Below are 19,590 nucleotides of genomic sequence, written 5' to 3' on the forward strand. Positions count from 1 at the left end.
GTAGGTCGGGTAAGGCGCAGCCGCCACCCGGCATAAAAAAAGCCAGCACAAAGGCTGGCCTGTTTTAGCTGCTGTCAGTCGATTACTTCAGACCGGCAGCGTCACGCAGCAGAGCGGCTTTGTCGGTTTTTTCCCATGGGAAATGTTCGCGACCAAAGTGACCGTACGCGGCAGTTTCCTGGTAGATTGGGTGCAGCAGATCCAGCATCTGAATCAGGCCGTATGGGCGCAGGTCGAAGAACTCGCGCACCAGCAGTGTCAGCTGTTCTGAAGGCACTTTTTCAGTACCGAAGGTTTCCACCATGATGGAGGTTGGCTCAGCCACGCCGATAGCGTAGGAAACCTGAATCTCACAGCGGTCAGCCAGGCCGGCAGCAACGATGTTTTTCGCCACATAACGCGCAGCGTACGCGGCAGAACGGTCAACTTTAGACGGATCTTTACCGGAGAATGCACCGCCACCGTGACGCGCCATGCCGCCGTAGGTATCAACGATGATTTTACGACCGGTCAGACCGCAGTCACCCATAGGCCCGCCGATAACAAAGCGTCCGGTTGGGTTGATGAAGAATTTGGTCGCAGAGCTCAGCCACTCAGTCGGCAGAACCGGCTTGATGATCTCTTCCATCACCGCTTCTTGCAGCGATTTCTGATCAATCTCTTCAGCATGCTGCGTGGAGAGAACCACGGCATCGATACCGACGATTTTCCCGTCGTCGTACTGGAAGGTCACCTGGCTTTTCGCATCCGGACGCAGCCACGGCAGAGTGCCGTTTTTACGCACTTCAGCCTGACGCTGCACCAGACGGTGTGCGTAAGTCACAGGGGCCGGCATCAGCACGTCGGTTTCGTTGGTCGCATAGCCGAACATCAGGCCCTGGTCGCCCGCGCCCTGTTCCAGCGGATCGGCACGGTCAACGCCCTGGTTGATGTCCGGAGACTGTTTGCCAATCGCGCTCAGTACGGCGCAGGAGTTGGCATCAAAGCCCATATCAGAATGCACATAGCCGATCTCACGTACCGTGTTACGGGTGATCTCTTCGATATCAACCCATGCGCTGGTGGTGATCTCACCGCCAACCAGAACCATGCCGGTTTTGACATAGGTTTCACACGCTACGCGCGCCTTTGGATCCTGCGCGAGGATCGCATCCAGCACCGCATCGGAGATTTGGTCAGCAATTTTATCAGGATGTCCTTCTGATACGGACTCGGACGTAAACAGGTGTTTTGCCATGTTTTATTTCACCTAAGAGGAATTTGGTTAGCTCAAGCTGCTGTGTGGAATAGCCAAAGGAGATAATTCTACCAAGGCCTACAGGATTTTGACACTGGCAGTCTGAGTGTTAATCGGTATGGATGGATTAACATCTGGATGGCTATTTTAGGTCACTTCTTCGCCCGATTTCCAGTTTTTTTTGACTCACCTCTCACTGCGTTGAAAACATAGCTGGAAATTTTTCCTGACGGCGCTGGCAACCTGCACATTTTTATTTTGCTTTTTAGCCACCTTCTCGGTATAAAACGCGGCGCGCGGCTCATATAAAATCAGCGCTCGATGAACACATCGTGTCGCCACTTCCAGCCGGGTTAAGCAGTGAACTTTTAGCTTTGGCTTGTGGTCCGTTTCAGCAGAGGCGGCCGTGGAGGTGATACGAGATAATGAACCATCGTTTTCCGCTCATTCAGCGCAGCCGTTCTGGCGCGCATGTGATTCCCACCCGCACTTCTGGTTTAAACACCTGCCGATGTTATACCCATCTCGGTGCTTCTCAGGATTCCAGAGCCGGTTACGCTTTGTGAAAACTGAACAAGGGCGCTCTTGTTAATACAGGAGTTTTCTCGTGGTTTCGCCGAACCTTGTCATACAGAGTTCGGATACGTGTTTTACAATGATATGAATAAGAAACCGGTCGCACGGTCTGGATTTCAGCATACTCTGCTGGGAAATGGAGCCGTTAATGGGTTGTTATCGCCGTATAACGCTGCGATAGTAGTCAACTGTTTTACACTTATTACAAAGAGTTGAGGTTCGCTATGTCTGACGACATGTCTTCGCTTTCGCCTTCGTCAGCAGGCGAACAGGGTGTACTACGTTCTATGCAGGAGGTTGCGATGAGCTCCCAGGAAGCCAGCAAGATGCTGCGCACTTACAATATTGCCTGGTGGGGCAATAACTACTACGACGTTAACGAACTGGGCCACATCAGCGTCTGCCCGGATCCGGACGTCCCTGAAGCGCGCGTGGATCTCGCTAAGCTGGTGAAAGCCCGTGAAGCGCAGGGCCAGCGCTTGCCTGCACTGTTCTGCTTCCCGCAGATCCTGCAACATCGCCTGCGTTCTATTAACGCCGCGTTCAAACGCGCGCGCGAATCGTATGGTTATAACGGCGACTATTTCCTCGTTTACCCGATCAAGGTAAACCAGCACCGCCGCGTGATTGAGTCCCTGATCCACTCCGGCGAGCCGCTGGGCCTGGAAGCCGGTTCCAAAGCGGAGCTGATGGCCGTTCTGGCGCACGCGGGCATGACCCGGTCGGTGATCGTCTGTAACGGCTATAAAGACCGCGAATACATCCGTCTGGCGCTGATTGGCGAGAAGATGGGCCACAAGGTCTATCTGGTGATCGAGAAGATGACCGAAATCGCGATCGTGCTGGAAGAGGCCGAGCGTCTGAACGTGATCCCGCGCCTTGGCGTGCGTGCGCGACTGGCGTCGCAGGGTTCCGGTAAATGGCAGTCTTCCGGCGGTGAAAAATCCAAGTTCGGCCTCGCGGCGAACCAGGTGCTACAGCTGGTGGAGATTCTGCGCGAGCGCGGTCGACTGGACAGCATTCAGCTGCTGCACTTCCACCTCGGCTCGCAGATGGCCAATATCCGCGACATCGCCACCGGCGTGCGTGAATCCGCGCGTTTTTACGTTGAGCTGCATAAGCTTGGCGTGAACATCCAGTGCTTTGATGTGGGCGGCGGCCTGGGCGTGGACTACGAAGGGACCCGCTCCCAGTCTGACTGCTCGGTCAACTACGGCCTGAACGAATACGCCAACAACATCATCTGGGCGATTGGCGATGCCTGCGAAGAGCACGGCCTGCCGCACCCGACGGTGATCACCGAATCTGGCCGCGCGGTTACCGCGCACCATACGGTGCTGGTGTCTAACATCATCGGCGTCGAGCGTAGCGAAATCACCGAAGCCACGCCTCCGGCAGACGATGCCCCACGTTCCCTGCAAAGCATGTGGGAAACCTGGCAGGAGATGCACGAGCCGGGCACGCGTCGCTCCCTGCGCGAATGGCTGCACGACAGCCAGATGGACCTGCACGATATTCACGTCGGCTACTCGTCAGGCACCTTTAGCCTGCAAGAGCGCGCCTGGGCCGAGCAGCTCTATCTGAACATGTGCCATGAAGTGCAGAAACAGCTCGACCCGAGCAACCGCGCGCATCGTCCGATTATCGACGAGTTGCAGGAGCGTATGGCGGACAAAATGTACGTCAACTTCTCCCTGTTCCAGTCGATGCCGGATGCCTGGGGTATCGACCAGCTGTTCCCGGTTCTGCCGCTTGAAGGCCTGAACCACGCCCCGGAACGTCGCGCGGTGCTGCTGGACATCACCTGTGACTCTGACGGCGCGATTGACCACTACGTGGACGGTGACGGTATTGCAACGACGATGCCAATGCCGGAGTACGATCCGGAGAACCCGCCAATGCTGGGCTTCTTTATGGTGGGTGCGTATCAGGAGATCCTCGGCAACATGCACAACCTGTTCGGCGATACCGAAGCGGTTGACGTGTTTGTCTTCCCTGACGGCAGCGTCGAGGTTGAGCTGTCCGACGAAGGGGACACCGTGGCGGACATGCTCGAATACGTGCAGCTGGATCCGAAAAAACTGCTCACCCAGTTCCGCGATCAGGTGAAAAACACCGGTCTGGACGATGCCTTGCAGCAGCAGTTCCTGGAAGAGTTTGAAGCGGGTCTGTACGGGTACACCTACCTGGAAGACGAGTAGGTAAAACGCCCTCTCCGTGTGGGAGAGGGGTGGGGTGAGGGCATCAGGCTGCTGTGCCGCCAATGCCCGGTGCGCTGCGCTTACCGGGCCTACGAATGTAGGCCGGATAAGGAGCAGCCGCCATCCGACAGAATGCTATACTCACTTGAACCCGTATGAATTAACGGCGATAATTCGCCCCAATATGCGATTTACGAATCAATCCCTTCCTCGTCGGGTTTAACGACGCGGAGGGGATTTTTTTTCATCTGTTTTTAATGTATCGACGTTAAAAGAGGTCTGGACATGAGCACTTTAGGTCATCAGTACGATAACTCTCTGGTATCTAACGCGTTTGGTTTTTTACGCCTTCCAATGAACTTCCAGCCGTACGACAGCGACGTTGACTGGGTGATCACCGGCGTACCGTTCGACATGGCAACCTCCGGTCGTGCGGGTGGACGTCACGGCCCGGCGGCAATCCGTCAGGTTTCCACCAACCTGGCCTGGGAGCACAACCGCTTCCCGTGGAACTTCGACATGCGCGAGCGCCTGAACGTGGTGGACTGCGGTGACCTGGTGTACGCCTTCGGCGACGCGCGCGAAATGAGCGAAAAATTGCAGGCGCACGCAGAGAAGCTGCTGGCGGCCGGTAAGCGCATGCTCTCCTTCGGCGGTGATCACTTCGTTACTCTGCCGCTGCTGCGCGCCCATGCGAAGCACTTCGGTAAAATGGCGCTGGTGCACTTCGATGCGCATACCGACACCTACGCGAACGGCTGCGAGTTCGACCACGGCACCATGTTCTACACCGCGCCGAAAGAAGGCCTGATCGATCCGAACCACTCCGTGCAGATCGGCATCCGTACCGAGTTCGACAAAGATAACGGCTTCACCGTGCTGGACGCCGGCCAGGTGAACGATCGCGGCGTGGACGATATTCTGGCTCAGGTTAAGCAGATCGTCGGTGATATGCCCGTGTATCTGACCTTTGACATCGACTGCCTGGATCCGGCGTTTGCACCGGGTACCGGCACGCCAGTGATTGGCGGCCTGACGTCAGACCGCGCCATCAAGCTGGTGCGTGGCCTGAAGGATCTGAACATCGTTGGGATGGACGTGGTTGAAGTGGCGCCAGCCTATGACCAGTCCGAGATCACCGCGCTTGCCGCGGCGACCCTGGCGCTGGAAATGCTCTACATCCAGGCGGCGAAAAAAGGCGAATAAGCCTTACGCGCTGATTGCTGCTGCGCGACGCATGCGCAGCAGCAACATTCCCCCGGCAAGCAGGGTGATTGCCTGCGAGACGACCAGCACCGAAAAGCCTGAGCTGACCGACCCCACCGACCTCATCACCATCCCCATCAGCAGCGGAATAAACGCCGCGCAGATATTGCCGATCCCATTGATAATGCCGTAAGCGCTGCCCACCGCTTCCCGCGCGGCGTGATGCTGGATCACCGCCGGAATAGCCGCCCCCTGTAGCCCCCAGAATACATTCGCCGAGAGCATAAACAGCGCCAGCCAGGCAGGCTGATGGCTGAGCATCAGCGCGACCACGGACAGCGCCGTCAGCGCGCCGCCCACCACAAACAGCACCGGCGCCTGTTCAGGGCGCATTTTGTCGAGCAGCACCCCGCCGAGGAACTTCGAGCCCAGGCTCAGCAGGAAGGGAATGGCCGCAAGCATGCCCGTGGCGTGCAGCGAGAAATGATGCTCATCGCGCAGCCACGCGGGCAGCCAGGCGCTGCTCCCCCAGAGATAGCTCAGGGTGGCAATCTCCACCAGCAGGATCCACCCGAGCAGCGGCGTCTGCCAGGCAAGCGAAAACGTCTCTGCGAAGCCCGATTTTTTGATCTGCTCCGAACCCCGCGGCGCGGGCAGGAAGCGCCAGACAAGGCCGCCGCCCAGCACCAGGTTCAGTACCGCCAGGGCATAAAACGACCCGGCCCAGCCGAGATGCGCCATCAGCCACGTTACCAGCGGAAAGCCCACGGCCAGCCCGAGCGAGACCCCCAGCGCGGTCACGGCGTTGGGTTTGCCGATCTCCTGCGCGCTAAAGTGATCGCTGATGAAGCGCGTTTTCAGCGAAAAGAGCGGCCCCTCAGCGATCCCCAGGATCGTGCGCGCGATGAGCATTCCCATCAGCGATCCGAGCAGTGGGGAAATGGCGCATACCGCTGCCCAAATCGCTATGCTGCTCAATAATCCCTGTCGATAATGGAGTTTACTTTCAATAACCGGCGTTAATAATAAAGCCGAAAATCCATAACCCAGCAGAAAACAGGTCATCAGCATTCCCTGTAACATTCTGTTTTCATTTAGCTGAAAATGTTGGGCAAATTCCGGGTTTAAAATCATGACAGAAATATTTACCCGGTCGACGTAGGAAATAATAATGAGTAATAACAATGCCACTGTGCCTTGCCATCTTGCCGTCATAACGCCTGCCTTATGTTTTCGCTTATTTCTATTTTTTATGCGCGTGATTGTCACAGGGGTAAAATGATTCACCTGTGAAACTCATTGTTTATTAATGGAAAAATAAAATTAAGTTTCACAGGTGAAACACCATAATTTTCCCTTCTTTTATTTTTAAGGAACAAAAAGAAAAGAAGTCAATCACTGTTTATTAAAATTTCAGGCCATCGATAAATCGTATTCTTTCACGCCGCAATAATGAAAATTTCATATCGCTGCATTTTTTCGTGATCCTTTGCACACTTAGTTAATTAATTACCGTTTGATTAACAAATTCGTCACATTGCGGCTTGACGAAACATTCATCGCTTTTATATTGACCGTATTAAATAAGAAACAGAGTTTCATATATGAAACAAAAGCCTGGAGGATCGTGATGAGCTGGATAGGCGTATGTGACGCAGAACAAGTACAGGAAGATTTCCCTTTTAGCGGCAACGTCGACGGTAAAGAGATCGGCGTGTATTTGATTGACGGTGAATATTACGCGCTGGAAGACGTATGCCCCCACGCCTATGCCCTGCTGAGCCAGGGCTTCGTGGAAGACGGCAAAGTGGAATGCCCGCTGCACGAGGCGGTCTTCGACGTTAAAACCGGCCAGTGCCTGCACGGCCCCGGCGGACGCAACCTTAACCGCTACCCGGTTCGGGTTTTTGAAAACCAGATTCAGATTACCTTCGTCGAGGAGACCGTGGCATGAGCGACACCCTGAATTACAACCCGGCGCTGCCGGAAAGCCGTCAGTTTGCCCCACCGGCTGAGGGCGGTAACGGTGCGATCCATAAGCCGGGTGATTACCAGAACCTGATCTGGCAGACCCGCAGCCGCGAGCCGGAAAGCTGGGAAGTGAACCTCATCGCCACGCTGGAAGATCTCTTCGAGCAGGGAGTTGAAACCTTACCGGAGCTGGTGAACGGGCTGAACGCGGTGCGCATGCACGATCAGCAGGGCGAGCCGTGGAGCGAGGCCAGCTTCCAGGCATTCTTACAGGTTAACGGCTACTGAGGGCAACGCGATGACGACTACCGTACAACACTATCTCGATAAAGGTCTGCGCGGCCTCTGGTATCCGGTGCTGGCGAGCTGGGAGGTGCAGTCTGCGCCGGTGGGCATTACCCGCCTGGGCGAACAGATTGTGGTCTGGCGCAACAAAGACGGCCAGGTGCAGGCGCTGGAGGACCGCTGTCCGCACCGCGGCGCACGCCTGTCGATGGGCTGGAACCTGGGCGACCGCATTGCCTGCTGGTATCACGGCGTGGAGGTCGCGGGCAACGGCGAGGTGAAAGACGTGCCCGCCGTGGACAAATGCCCGCTGGTCGGCCAGCAGTGCGTGCGCAGCTACAACGTGCAGGAGGCGCACGGCGCCATCTTCCTGTGGTTTGGCGTCACCGCAGACCAGCAGCCGGACGAGCTGACCTTCCCGGACGAGCTCGCCGATACGGACAACTTCAGCAACTTCCTCTGCACCGCCGCGTGGAAATGCAATTACCAGTACGCGCTGGAAAACGTGATGGACCCGATGCACGGCACCTATCTGCACTCCTCATCGCACTCGATGGCGGAAGGGGATCGCAAGGCCGACATGGTGCTCCAGCCGACCAAAACCGGCTTTATTTTCGAGAAGAAAGGGCAGAGCGGCGTCAACTTTGACTGGGTAGAGCTGGGCAACAGCGGCACCTGCTGGATGCGCCTCTCCATTCCGTACAAGAAGCGCTTCGGGCCGGGCGGCCACTTCTTTATCGTCGGCATGGTGGTGCCGGAAGATAACGACAACTGCCGCGTCTTCTTCTGGCGCATTCGCCGGGTGCAGGGCTGGCAGCGCGACATGTGGCGCTTCATGTACCGCAACCGTCTGGAAAAACTGCACTGGGAAGTGCTGGAGCAGGACCGCGTGGTGCTGGAAAGCCTGGCGCCAAACGCCCGCGACCATGAATACCTGTATCAGCACGACGTCGGCCTCTCGCGCCTGCGCCGCATGATGCAAAAGGCCGCCAAAGAGCAGCTGGCGATGCGCGAAGAACAGCAGGGAGCCGCCTGATGAACGGGCTGCTGAGCGGCAAGCGCATCGTCATAACCGGCGCCGCGCGCGGGCTGGGCTTTCACTTTGCCAAAGCCTGTGCGGAGCAGGGCGCGGCGGTGGTGATGTGCGACATCCTCAAGGGCGAGCTGGCCGAGAGCGCCCACGCCCTGAGCGAGCGGGGCTATGCGATCGAACCGCACGTTATCGATCTGGCCGATCCGCAGTCCATTGAGCAGGTGTTCAGCGCGATTGGCGAGCAGGGTCAGATTGATGGCCTGGTGAACAACGCGGCGATGGCGACGGGCGTCGGCGGCAAAAATATGCTCGATTACGATCCGGATCTCTGGGATCGGGTGATGAACGTTAACGTCAAAGGCACCTGGCTGGTGACGCGCGCCGCGGTGCCGCTGATGCGCGAGGGCGCGGGCATCGTGAACGTTGCGTCCGACACCGCGCTGTGGGGCGCGCCGCGCCTGATGGCCTACGTCGCCAGCAAGGGCGCCGTGATTGCGATGACCCGCTCAATGGCGCGCGAACTGGGCGAAAAGCGTATACGCATTAATGCCATCGCGCCGGGGTTAACCCGCGTCGAGGCGACCGAATATGTTCCGGCCGAGCGCCATCAGCTCTACGAGAATGGCCGCGCGTTAACCGGCGCGCAGCAGCCGGAAGACGTCACCGGCAGCGTGGTCTGGCTGTTAAGCGATCTGTCGCGGTTTATCACCGGGCAGCTGATCCCGGTCAACGGCGGTTTTGTCTTTAACTAAGGTGTAGCGATTATGGCAAACGATCAGGAAGTGAAGTATCTGGTGCCGGGGCTGGAGCGCGGTTTACAGCTGCTGTTGGCTTTTGGTGAGCAGCATCGCGATCTGACCTTTGCCGAGCTGCACCGGCTGGTGGATATGCCGAAGGCGACCGCCTATCGCGTGGTGCAGACGCTGGAGTACATGGGCTTTCTGGAGCGGAACGCGCGCACCAATACCTTTTCGCTGGGCATGAACGTGCTGCGTCTCGGCTTTGAGTACATTGCCTCGCTGGACGTGGCGCAGGTCGGCCAGCCGGTGATCGAGCAACTGCGCGACGTGAGCCAGTGCAGCAGCCATCTGGCGATCCGCGACGGGCGCGACATTATCTACATCGCCCGCGTCAGCGCCGCCGGGTCGCGCATCAACCAGGTCAGCATTGGCACCCGCCTGCCGGTGCACTGCACCTCGCTGGGCCGCATGCTGCTGACCGATATTTCCCGCGCCGATTTCGAACAGTTGTTCCCGCACGAGCGCCTGCCGGGCAACACGCCGGGGCAGCTTCACGACCGCGAGGCCCTGTGGCAGATGGTGCAGCAGGACAAAGCCCGCGGGTATGTCATCGGCGAATCCTTCTTCCGCCACGGCATCTCCTCCATCGTCTACCCGGTGTATGACCGAAGCGGACGCGTGGCGGCGGTGGTCAGCATTCTTGTGCCGTCGGAGGAGATCCCGCAGACCGACCGCGAGCGGCTGCAAAACGAGGTTCGCCTCGCGGCGGATAAAATTTCTGGCTTCTTAGGATATTTGTCACAGGCCAGCTAAATCAGTGAGTTAACGTCAGGCGCTTGACTGCGTCGGGCATGTTTTACGCCCATTTTGGGCCAGATGAGGCAACGAACGATGAGTGTAACCGGAATTGAAAAGCTGGAATTTGGCGTGGAAGACCTGACGCACTGCGCCAAATTTATGCGTGATTTTGGCCTGACGGGCGATGCCAGCGGCCAGCGTTTTACCACCCTGAGCGGCGCGCGCGTGGAGCTGAACCCCATCGACAGCCCCGACCTGCCGCCGGCGTTTGAAGCGGGCAACACCCTGCGCCGCATGACCTGGGCGGTGGCCGCACAGTCCGATCTCGACGCGCTGCGCCCGAAGCTTGCGCAGCAGCCCGGCTTTCGCGAAGTGGGCGACGCGCTGGAATGTCTCGATCCCAACGGCATGACCCTGCGCGTGCAGGTCAGCCAGCAGACTGACGTGGAGCTGAACGTTGAGCCGATTAACCAGTGGGGCGACGCCCGCCGCATCGACACGCCGAGCCCGGTTTATGAGCGTGCCCAGCCGATCAACGTCGGGCACGTGGTGTTCTTCGTGGAGGAACTGGCGGCGGTGGAAAAATTCTACCGCGAGGTGCTCGGCTTCCAGGTTTCGGACCGCTACATCAACCGCGCCGTGTTCCTGCGCTGCGGAGCGCGCGGCGGCCATCACAACCTGTTCCTGCTGCAACTGCCGAACCGTAAGCGCGGCCTCAACCACGTGGCCTTCACCGTGCGCGACATCCACGAGGTGATCGGCGGCGGTATCGCGATGAATAAAAATGAATGGAGCACCTTTATCGGGCCGGGCCGCCATCCGGTGTCGTCGGCGTACTTCTGGTACGTCAATAGCCCGACCGGCGGCGCGTTTGAGTATTACACCAACGACGACTATCTGACGGAAAACTGGCAGCCGCGCGAGCTGGAGCACTCCCTGGTCTCCTTTACCGAATGGGCGGTAGAAGGCGGGATTGACCACGACACGCGCCGCCAGCAGAAAAAGCCGGAGGCGGTATGACGTCGCGCATTGTCATTATCGGCGGCGGTCAGGCGGGCGGATGGGCGGCGAAAACCTTGCGCGACGAGGGCTTCGACGGCGAGATCTGCGTGGTGGCGGAAGAGGAGTGGGATTTCTACGAACGTCCGCCGCTGTCGAAAGCGTCTCTGCTGGAGCCGGACGCAGCGCTCCCGCGGCTGTTTAGCGAAGCAGCACAGCAGGCGCTGAACCTGACCTGGTACCGCCCGCTGCGTGCTGAATCAGTCGATCGTGAAGCGAAATCCGTGCGTTTGAGCAACGGCGAACGCCTTAGTTACAACATCCTTTTAATGGCCACCGGCGGGCGGGCGCGCCTGCCTTCGCAGGCGTGGGCGGCGCACCCGCAGGTCTACACCCTGCGCCACTGGCAGGACGCGCAGCGCCTGAAAGCGCGTCTGGCAGAAAGTAAAAAACTGGCGATTGTTGGCGGCGGCTGGATCGGCCTGGAGATTGCCGCTTCCGCGCGCAAAAGCGGCGTGGCGGTCACGCTGTTCGAGCAGCAGCCCGCGCTGTGCATGCGCTCGGTGAGCGGCGAGGTGTCGCAGCGCTTAGAGGCTATCCACCGTGAGCAGGGGGTGGAGATCCGTACCGGCTGCGGCGCGCTGGAGCTGGAGGACGATAACGGCCTGCCGGTCATCCACTGCGACGGCCAGCGTGAAACCTTTGATGCGGTAGTGGTGGGGATCGGCGTCGATCTCAATCTGGAGCTGGCGCGCGATGCGGGACTTCGCACCGAGCGGGGGATCGTGGTGGACGCCCAGGGGCGCACGTCCGATCCGTTCATCTTTGCCGCAGGCGACGTGGCGCAGCACCATCACTACGGCCTGTGCATCCAGTCCTGGGCCTTCGCGCAGAATCAGGCGGTGGCGACGGCGAAAGCCATGCTTAACCCCAATGCGCCAGGCTACGACGACGCGCCGTGGCTATGGTCGGATCAATACCAGCACAATATTCAGATCCTCGGCATTCCGCAGCCGGGAGGCAAAACGCGGGTGCGTGAAGACGCGCTGTTCTTCTCGCTGGATGAACGCGGGCGGCTGACGCAGCTGGTGGCGTTCAACGATGCGCGCACCGTCAAGCTGGCGAAGCGCTGGATGGCGGCGGGACGGGACCTGTCGGACGTACCGCTCGCCGACCCGACTTTTTCACTGATGTCACTGCGATAGCTAACCCGCACCCGTAGGGGGAGACATGACCACATTAGAGACCAACACCGCGCCCGTCGAGGCGAGCGGTGAGGGAACCCGCACGCCTGAAAAAGCGGTGCGCTGGGCCATCCCGCTGTCGCTGCTGGCCTGCGTGCTGCTGGCGTTTTTCGACAAAATCAGCATCGCGGCGCTCTTTTCCGACACCCATTTCCAGCAGGCGATGGGCATCGATTTTGACACCACGCGCCTCGGCATTCTGATGAGCGCCTTCCTGCTGAGCTACGGCTTTTCGTCGGTATTTTTGAGCGGGTTAGGCGACAAAATCGCGCCGCTGCGCCTGCTCACTGGGATGATGGCGATCTGGTGCGTGCTGATGGTGGCGATGGGCTTTACCCATAACTACACGCTGATGATCGTTCTGCGCATCCTGCTGGGCGTGGCGGAAGGGCCGCTGTTCCCGCTGGCCTTCGCCATCGTGCGCCACAACTTCCCGCAGCATTTACAGGCGCGCGCCACCATGCTGTGGCTGCTGGGCACGCCAGTCGGCGCGGCGATTGGCTTCCCGCTCTCCCTCTGGCTGCTGAACACCTTCGGCTGGCAGAGCACCTTCTTTGTCATGGCAATGCTGACCGTGCCGGTGCTTATCTTTGTGCGCATCGGCCTGCGTGGGATCCGTCTGGAAGCAAAACCCGGCACCTCGCAGGCGTCTCAGGACGAGCGGCGCGCGGCGCGGCGCGAGCTGTTTGTCAGCCCGCACTTCTGGATCATCTGCATCTTCAACATCGCGTTCCTGACCTACCTGTGGGGCATCAATGGCTGGCTGCCTGGCTACTTAATCAAGGGCAAAGGCATCCACCTGGAGCACGCGGGCTGGCTGTCGTCGATGCCGTTCATCGCCATGCTGGCGGGAGAGGTGATTGGCGCGTGGCTCTCTGACCGGGTCGATAAGCGCGCGGCGGCCTGCTTTATCTCGATGGCGGGGGCGGCCGTCGGGCTGACGGCGGTGATGCACCTTGATACCCCGCTTGCCATCATCGCGGCGATGAGCTTCAGCACCTTTATGTGGGGCACCGGCGCCCCCAACATTTTCGCCCTGCTGGCGAAGGCCACCCATCCCCGGGTGAGCGCCACGGCGGGCGGCATCTTCAACGGGCTGGGAAACTTTGCGGGCGCGCTGTCGCCGGCGGTGATGGGCGCGCTTATCGCCTTCACCCACAGCATGGATTCCGGGCTGATTTTTCTGGCGGTGATGGCGGCGGTGGGCTGCGTCCTGTTACTGCCGCTGCTGAGACGTTACTGAGGAGAGTGTCATGACTGATTCAACCGTAACCAATAAAACAGGCATCAAACCTGACCACCTGACGATGGAAGAGTGGGTCGAGTCGCGCATCGCGCGCTTCGAAGGCCGTAAATACGACTGGAACGCGCTGAAGTTCCAGGCCGATTTTGACCCGAAATACCGCCGGGCGCAGATGCGCTACATCGGCACCGGCGCAACCGGCGTGGCGAACGACACCAATACCGTGCAGGCGGACCATTTTACCTTCTCCACCATGGTGCTGCCGTCGAAGTGCGAAGGGCCGCTGCACCTGCACGATGACGTGGAGGAGGTGTTCTTCATGCTCAAAGGGCAGATCACGCTGATGATCCAGGACGGCGACAACTACACCGAAACCGTGCTGCGCGAGCGTGACCTGATCTCCGTCCCGCCGGGTATCTATCGCGGCCTGTTTAACCACGGGGAAGAAGAGGCGCTGATGTGCGTCATGCTGGGAACCAACAAACCGGAAATCCCGACCTACCCCTCCGACCATCCGCTCTCAAAAGTGAAGCGGAACTAAGGGGGCGCCATGACGGGTTTTCGTGAACAGGGAAGCGGCATTCCGCTGATGCTGCTGCACGGGATCAGCTCTGGCGCTGCGTCCTGGCACAAGCAGATGGCGCTGAACGGTTTTCGCGTGCTGGCGTGGGACATGCCCGGTTACGGCGAAAGCCCGATGCTGGCGGTTGAGCGTGCGAACGCGGGGGATTACGCCGACGCGCTGGCGGCGATGCTCGATCGCGCCGGTGTCTGGCAGGCGGTGCTGGTGGGCCATTCCCTGGGCGCACTGGTGGCCAGCGCCTTTGCGGCGAAGTTCCCTGAACGCGTCATTCATCTGGTGCTGGCGGACGCCGCGCAGGGCTACGGCAATGCCGCGCCGGCGCAGCGGGAGCAGGTCTGGCGTAATCGCGAGCAGCAGATGGCGCTCGGCGGCGACATCCTCGCCCAGACCCGCGCCGCGACGCTGCTGCGCCCCGGCGCGCGCGCGGAAGATATCGCCACCGTCGCGGCGGGCATGCGCAGGCTGCGACCGGAAGGCTACCTTGCCGCCGCGTGGATGCTGGCGCACGACGACATTCACGGCTGGCTTAAGCGTTACGCCGGTCAATTTGAAGTCTGGTGCGGCGAGCAGGACGCGATAACGCAGCCCGAGCTGGTGCAGGGGCTGGCGCTGCGCTACGGCATGCCGTTTACCGCCATTCCGCAGGCCGGACACGCGAGCTATCTCGATAACGACGCGTTTTTTAACCAACAGCTTTTACGCATTAACGAAGAGGTGCGCGATGAATGCACACATTGACGGCCGCGTAGCGGTCGTTACCGGCGGTTCGTCCGGCATTGGCTTTGAAACGCTGCGCTTGCTGCTGGGCGAAGGGGCGAAAGTCGCCTTCTGTGGCCGCGACCCGGACCGGCTCGCCAGCGCCCATGCGACGCTGCAAAACGACTATCCCGACGGGGAGATTTTCTCTTACCGCTGCGACGTGCTGAACGCCGACGAGGTGCAGGTTTTTGCGGAGGCGGTACAGGCGCGCTTTGGCGCGGCGGATATGCTGATCAACAACGCCGGTCAGGGCTACGTGGCGCACTTCAATGACACCCCGCGCGAGGCGTGGTTGCACGAAGCCGAACTTAAACTGTTTGGCGTCATTAATCCGGTGCAGGCGTTTCAGACCCTGCTGGAACGGTCCGACATCGCTTCCATCACCTGCGTGAACTCCCTGCTGGCGCTTCAGCCGGAAGAGCACATGATCGCCACGTCGGCAGCTCGCGCCGCGCTGCTGAACATGACGCTGACGCTCTCGAAGGAGCTGGTGGGCAAAGGGATTCGCGTCAATTCCATACTGCTCGGCATGGTCGAGTCCGGCCAGTGGCAGCGCCGCTTCGAAAGCCGGGCGGACAAAAGCCAGAGCTGGCCGGAGTGGACGGCGGAGATTGCGCGCAGGCGCGGCATTCCGATGGCGCGCCTCGGCAAGCCACAGGAGCCCGCGCAGGCGCTGCTGTTCCTCGCCTCGCCGCTGGCTTCGTTTACCACCGGCGCGGCGCTGGACGTTTCCGGCGGCTTTTGCCGCCATCTGTAAGGACGCATCATGAAAAAGGTAATGTTAATTGGTTATGGCGCCATGGCGCAGGCGGTGATTGAGCGTCTGCCCGCCGGCGTGGCTATCGGCTGGATCGTGGCGCGAGAATCTCACCATGCCGCCATTCGCGACCAGTTTGGCGATGCGGTAGAGGCGCTGACCTCGCCGATGGCGTGCGCGCAAACGCCCGATCTGGTGCTGGAGTGCGCCAGCCAGCAGGCGGTGGCCCAGTATGGCGAAGCAATTCTGCGTCGCGGCTGGCATCTGGCGGTCATTTCCACCGGCGCGCTGGCGGACAGCACGCTGGAGCAGCGCCTGCTCGCGGCGGGCGGAAAACTGACCCTGCTTTCCGGGGCGGTTGCCGGCATTGACGGGCTGGCGGCGGCGAAGGAGGGCGGGCTTGAGCGCGTCACCTATCAGTCGCGCAAAAGCCCGACCAGCTGGCGCGGCAGCTACGCCGAGCAGCTTATCGATCTCAACGCAGTCAGAGAGGCGCAGGTCTTTTTTGAAGGCAGCGCCCGCGAGGCGGCGCGCCTGTTCCCGGCGAACGCCAACGTGGCGGCGACCGTGGCGCTCGGCGGCGTCGGGATGGATGAAACCCGCGTACAGCTGATGGTTGACCCGACAACGAAACGTAACACCCACACGCTGCACGTAGAAGGGCTGTTTGGCGAATTCCATCTGGAGCTGAGCGGGCTGCCGCTGGCGTCTAACCCTAAAACCTCCACCCTGGCGGCACTCAGCGCGGTGCGCGCCTGCCGCGAGCTGGCCCTGAGCTGAGGAGTGACGATGGACGATCTGAAGATTTTTATCGGCGGCCAGTGGCGACGCGGCGGCGGTAACCCGATGCAGAGCCACTTCCCGGCAGACGGGGCGCTCAATGCGACGCTAAACGCGGCCAACCTTGACGATCTGCACGACGCGATCGAGGCCGGCGAGCGCGCGTGGCGCGATCCCGCATGGCGCAACAGCCTGCCGCACGTGCGGGCGAAGATCCTGCACAAGGTGGCGGATCTGATTGAGTCCCGCGCTGACGAGCTGGCGCAGATGCAGAGCCGGGATAACGGCAAGCCGCTGGCGGAGGCGCGCGGGCTGGTGATGAGCGCGGCGGGAACAGCCCGCTACTTCGCCGCCGCCTGCGAGCTGCTGGAAGGGGAACTGCCCACGCCGCGCCAGCCGGATCTGCTGACGCTAAGCCGCTATGAGCCGCTCGGCGTGGTGGCGGCCATCACGCCGTGGAACTCTCCCATTGCCAGCGAGATGCAGAAGGTCGCCCCGGCCATCGCCGCCGGAAACGCGGTGGTCCTCAAGCCTGCCGAAGCCACGCCGCTGATGGCGCTCGAGCTGGCGCGCATTTTTGAACAGGCCGGGCTGCCCGCCGGGCTGCTGAGCGTGCTGCCGGGTAAAGGCTCGGTGATTGGCGACGCGCTGGCGCGCCATCCTCGCGTGCGAAAAATTTCCTTTACCGGCGGCACCAATACGGGCCGCCATCTGGCGCACGTGGCGGCGGAAAAGCTGATCCCGGCGTCGCTGGAGCTGGGCGGTAAATCCCCGACCATTGTGCTGGAGGATGCCGACGTTGAGCAGGCCGCGCGCGGGATCTGCTACGGCATTTTTAGCTCGGCGGGGCAGGCGTGCATCGCCGGGTCCCGGCTGTTTATCCACGAAAGCCTGTACGCGCCGCTGATGGCGCGGCTGCTGGAGCTCACGCGCGGCCTGCGCGTGGGGCATCCGTTCACTGACGGCATCCATGTAGGACCGCTGATCAACGACAAGCATCGTCAGGGCGTTCTTGAGTACGTCGAGCTGGCGAAGCGCGAAGGGGGCCGGGTGCTGTGCGGCGGCGAGATCCCGGCAGATCCGGCGCTGGCAAACGGCAGCTTCTTCCTGCCAACCATTATTGAAGGGCTGACGAACGGCGCCCGCGCCTGCCAGGAGGAGATTTTCGGCCCGGTGCTGGTGGCGATACCGTTTGGCGATGAAGCGGCGTTGATCCGCGAGGCGAACGACTCGGTCTACGGCCTGGCGGCAGGGATCTGGACCCGCGACATCGGGCGGGCGCTACGCCTCAGCGAGCAGCTGGAGGCCGGTACGGTGTGGATCAACACCTACAAAGTTTTTGCGATTTCGACCCCGTTCGGGGGCTTTAAAGAGAGCGGTCTGGGCCGCGAAAAGGGCATTCAGGGGCTGAAAGCCTGGATGCAGCAAAAGAGCATTTATCTGGCGACGGGTAACAGCGTCAACCACTGGTGCGACTGAGAAAGGGTGAGCAATGAGCGAAATGATAACCGTCGGCGACGCCATCGCCAGAACGCTGGAGCAGTATCAGGTTGAGGCCATCTACGGCGTCATCTCCATTCACAACCTGCCGATCGCGGATGCGGTAGGGCAGCGGGGCAAAATACGCTTTGTGCCCGCGCGCGGCGAAGCGGGTTCCGTCACCATGGCCGACGCCCACGGGCGGTTTTCCGGCCTCGGCGTGGCGCTGACCAGCACCGGCGCGGGGGCGGGGAACGCGGTAGGCGCGCTGGTGGAGGCGATGAACGCCTGCACGCCGCTGCTGCATTTAACCGGACAGGTTGAGAAGGCCTGGCTGGACGCCGACACCGGGTTTATCCACGAGACTCGCGACCAACTGACCTTCCTGAAGGCCAGTTCAAAGCGGGCGTACCGCATCAGCAATGCCAGCCAGGCGATAGCGATCCTGCATAAAGCGATTCAGGAGGCGCAGACGCCGCCGTGCGGGCCGGTATCAGTGGAGATCCCGATTGATATTCAGGGGGCTAAAATTCCTCTGTCTCTGGTGACCGCACCGGTGAAACCGGCTCCGGGTGTGAGCGTAGATGCGAGCGCTGTCGATTCGCTGTGGGCGCAGCTTAAGCAGGCTAAACAGCCGCTGCTGTGGCTGGGCGGCGGGGCGCTGGGAAGCGCTGACGCGGTGAAAAAACTGGCGGAGGCGGGCGTGACGGTGATCTCCAGCACCCACGCGCGCGGCGTGCTGCCGGACAGCCATCGTGCCAGCCTGCGCGCGTTCCACAACTCGCCATCGGTAGAGGCGCTGATTGCGCAGTGTGATTTTACGCTGGTGGCCGGTTCTCGCCTGCGCAGCAACGAAACCCGCTCCTGGACGCTGGAGTTGCCGTCTCCGCGGGTGCAGATTGATATTGATCCGGCTGCGGCGAGCCGTAACTATCTGATGGATAACACGCTGATAGCCGACTGTTCAGCGCTGCTTGGTGCCCTGGCCGATAAAGCGCAGGGCCGCGAGTGGGGCAACGCCCAGTGGGACGGGCAGGTGCAGCAGGCGGTATTGCAGGCTGAACAGGGCCTGCGCGAGCAGTGCGGCGCCTATGCGAAGCTCAACGACGCCATAGAAAAAGCCCTGCCGAAGGACGGCCTGCTGGTGCGCGATATCACCGTGTCCGGCAGCCTGTGGGGCAGCCGCCTGTTCAGGGCTAACGGCCCGCTGATGAACATTCACTCTCTGGCCGGGGCGATTGGTATGGGGCTACCGATGGCTATCGGTACCGCCATTGCCAACCCGCAGCGTAAGGTGGTGGGGCTGGTGGGCGACGGCGGCCTGAGCCTGAATTTAGGCGAGCTGGCGACGCTGGCGCAGGAGAAAGCCAACGTGACGCTGCTGATCATGAACGACGGGGGCTACGGCGTCATGCGCGGCATTCAGGATAAGTATTTCGGCGGGCGACAGTATTACAACGAATTGCACACCCCGGACTTTACCCTGCTGGCGCAGGCGATTGGCTTACAGGCCTGGAGCGTTGAGCGGGCCGAGGACTTTGATGCGGTCATGACGGAGGCGCTGGCCATGCCGGGGCCGTCGGTGGTGGAAGTGCGGATGGGGCAGATAGGCGCCCTGAAGTTTGCCGGGCCGCCGCAGAAAACGCTGTACTGATTTGGTCTTGTTGCCCGGCGGCGCGGCGCGCACCGGGCAGATGTG

The 19,590-nt window shown here is 60.8% G+C and carries 19 protein-coding genes; 17 read left to right on the plus strand and 2 right to left on the minus strand.

Annotated elements, in window-relative coordinates; genetic code table 11:
* Positions 1–82: 82 nt before the first annotated feature.
* The gene (gene metK, locus IM267_RS08025) at positions 83–1,237 is read right to left on the minus strand and encodes a methionine adenosyltransferase (protein WP_003860037.1); all 1,155 of its coding nucleotides are present in this window, start codon (positions 1,235–1,237) and stop codon (positions 83–85) included.
* 660 nt (positions 1,238–1,897) lie between these two features.
* On the opposite strand from metK, the gene yqgB reads away from it, so the two are divergent.
* From yqgB to speB, 3 genes are all read left to right on the plus strand, one after another.
* Entirely contained in the window at positions 1,898–2,029 is a 132-nt protein-coding gene (yqgB, locus tag IM267_RS08035; RefSeq protein WP_193033147.1) for an acid stress response protein YqgB, read from the plus strand.
* An 8-nt stretch (positions 2,030–2,037) separates the two neighbouring features.
* On the plus strand, positions 2,038–4,014 hold the full coding sequence (gene speA, locus IM267_RS08040; protein WP_022649348.1) for a biosynthetic arginine decarboxylase: 1,977 nt from the start codon (positions 2,038–2,040) through the stop codon (positions 4,012–4,014).
* Positions 4,015–4,299: 285 nt separating this feature from the next.
* Entirely contained in the window at positions 4,300–5,220 is a 921-nt protein-coding gene (speB, locus tag IM267_RS08045; protein ID WP_193033148.1) for an agmatinase, read from the plus strand.
* A gap of 3 nt (positions 5,221–5,223) precedes the next feature.
* On the opposite strand, the gene IM267_RS08050 is transcribed toward speB, so the two are convergent.
* Positions 5,224–6,435, minus strand: coding sequence for an MFS transporter (locus tag IM267_RS08050; protein WP_193033149.1), 1,212 nt, complete (start codon positions 6,433–6,435; stop codon positions 5,224–5,226).
* A gap of 415 nt (positions 6,436–6,850) precedes the next feature.
* Between IM267_RS08050 and IM267_RS08055 the strand changes: the two genes are divergently transcribed.
* The 14 genes from IM267_RS08055 to IM267_RS08120 all read left to right on the plus strand — a co-directional run bounded on the left by IM267_RS08055 (position 6,851) and on the right by IM267_RS08120 (position 19,545).
* Positions 6,851–7,174, plus strand: coding sequence for a non-heme iron oxygenase ferredoxin subunit (locus IM267_RS08055; protein WP_003860044.1), 324 nt, complete (start codon positions 6,851–6,853; stop codon positions 7,172–7,174).
* A complete protein-coding gene (locus tag IM267_RS08060) occupies positions 7,171–7,479 on the plus strand; it encodes a recombinase-like helix-turn-helix domain-containing protein (RefSeq protein WP_028014353.1) in 309 nt (102 codons plus the stop codon). The genes IM267_RS08055 and IM267_RS08060 overlap by 4 nt, the downstream gene beginning before the upstream one ends.
* Positions 7,480–7,489: 10 nt before the next feature.
* Positions 7,490–8,512: an aromatic ring-hydroxylating dioxygenase subunit alpha gene (locus tag IM267_RS08065; RefSeq protein WP_107533711.1), complete on the plus strand. Its 1,023-nt coding sequence runs from the start codon at positions 7,490–7,492 to the stop codon at positions 8,510–8,512.
* Positions 8,512–9,261: an SDR family oxidoreductase gene (locus IM267_RS08070; protein WP_193033150.1), complete on the plus strand. Its 750-nt coding sequence runs from the start codon at positions 8,512–8,514 to the stop codon at positions 9,259–9,261. Before IM267_RS08065 ends, IM267_RS08070 begins: the two co-directional genes overlap by 1 nt.
* Positions 9,262–9,273: 12 nt before the next feature.
* Positions 9,274–10,062, plus strand: coding sequence for an IclR family transcriptional regulator (locus IM267_RS08075; protein ID WP_041908334.1), 789 nt, complete (start codon positions 9,274–9,276; stop codon positions 10,060–10,062).
* 78 nt (positions 10,063–10,140) lie between these two features.
* Positions 10,141–11,067, plus strand: a complete 927-nt coding sequence (locus IM267_RS08080; protein ID WP_060572201.1) for a VOC family protein — start codon at positions 10,141–10,143, stop codon at positions 11,065–11,067.
* Positions 11,064–12,251, plus strand: a complete 1,188-nt coding sequence (locus IM267_RS08085; protein WP_193033151.1) for an NAD(P)/FAD-dependent oxidoreductase — start codon at positions 11,064–11,066, stop codon at positions 12,249–12,251. The genes IM267_RS08080 and IM267_RS08085 overlap by 4 nt, the downstream gene beginning before the upstream one ends.
* Before the next feature lie 25 nt (positions 12,252–12,276).
* Positions 12,277–13,533, plus strand: a complete 1,257-nt coding sequence (locus IM267_RS08090) for an MFS transporter (RefSeq protein ID WP_131636369.1) — start codon at positions 12,277–12,279, stop codon at positions 13,531–13,533.
* Between the two features lie 10 nt (positions 13,534–13,543).
* Complete coding sequence (locus IM267_RS08095) at positions 13,544–14,074, plus strand: cupin domain-containing protein (RefSeq protein ID WP_017382915.1); 531 nt, start codon at positions 13,544–13,546, stop codon at positions 14,072–14,074.
* A gap of 9 nt (positions 14,075–14,083) precedes the next feature.
* Complete coding sequence (locus tag IM267_RS08100; RefSeq protein ID WP_193033152.1) at positions 14,084–14,854, plus strand: alpha/beta fold hydrolase; 771 nt, start codon at positions 14,084–14,086, stop codon at positions 14,852–14,854.
* On the plus strand, positions 14,838–15,632 hold the full coding sequence (locus IM267_RS08105; RefSeq protein WP_193033153.1) for an SDR family oxidoreductase: 795 nt from the start codon (positions 14,838–14,840) through the stop codon (positions 15,630–15,632). The genes IM267_RS08100 and IM267_RS08105 overlap by 17 nt, the downstream gene beginning before the upstream one ends.
* Before the next feature lie 9 nt (positions 15,633–15,641).
* The gene (locus IM267_RS08110; protein WP_193033154.1) at positions 15,642–16,412 is read left to right on the plus strand and encodes an aspartate dehydrogenase; all 771 of its coding nucleotides are present in this window, start codon (positions 15,642–15,644) and stop codon (positions 16,410–16,412) included.
* A gap of 9 nt (positions 16,413–16,421) precedes the next feature.
* A complete protein-coding gene (locus tag IM267_RS08115) occupies positions 16,422–17,891 on the plus strand; it encodes an aldehyde dehydrogenase (RefSeq protein WP_193033155.1) in 1,470 nt (489 codons plus the stop codon).
* Between the two features lie 13 nt (positions 17,892–17,904).
* On the plus strand, positions 17,905–19,545 hold the full coding sequence (locus IM267_RS08120; protein WP_193033156.1) for a thiamine pyrophosphate-binding protein: 1,641 nt from the start codon (positions 17,905–17,907) through the stop codon (positions 19,543–19,545).
* Positions 19,546–19,590 lie beyond the last annotated feature (45 nt).

Origin of the sequence: Enterobacter cloacae complex sp. P15RS, from assembly GCF_014895905.1 — a bacterium.
GTDB lineage: Bacteria > Pseudomonadota > Gammaproteobacteria > Enterobacterales > Enterobacteriaceae > Enterobacter > Enterobacter quasihormaechei.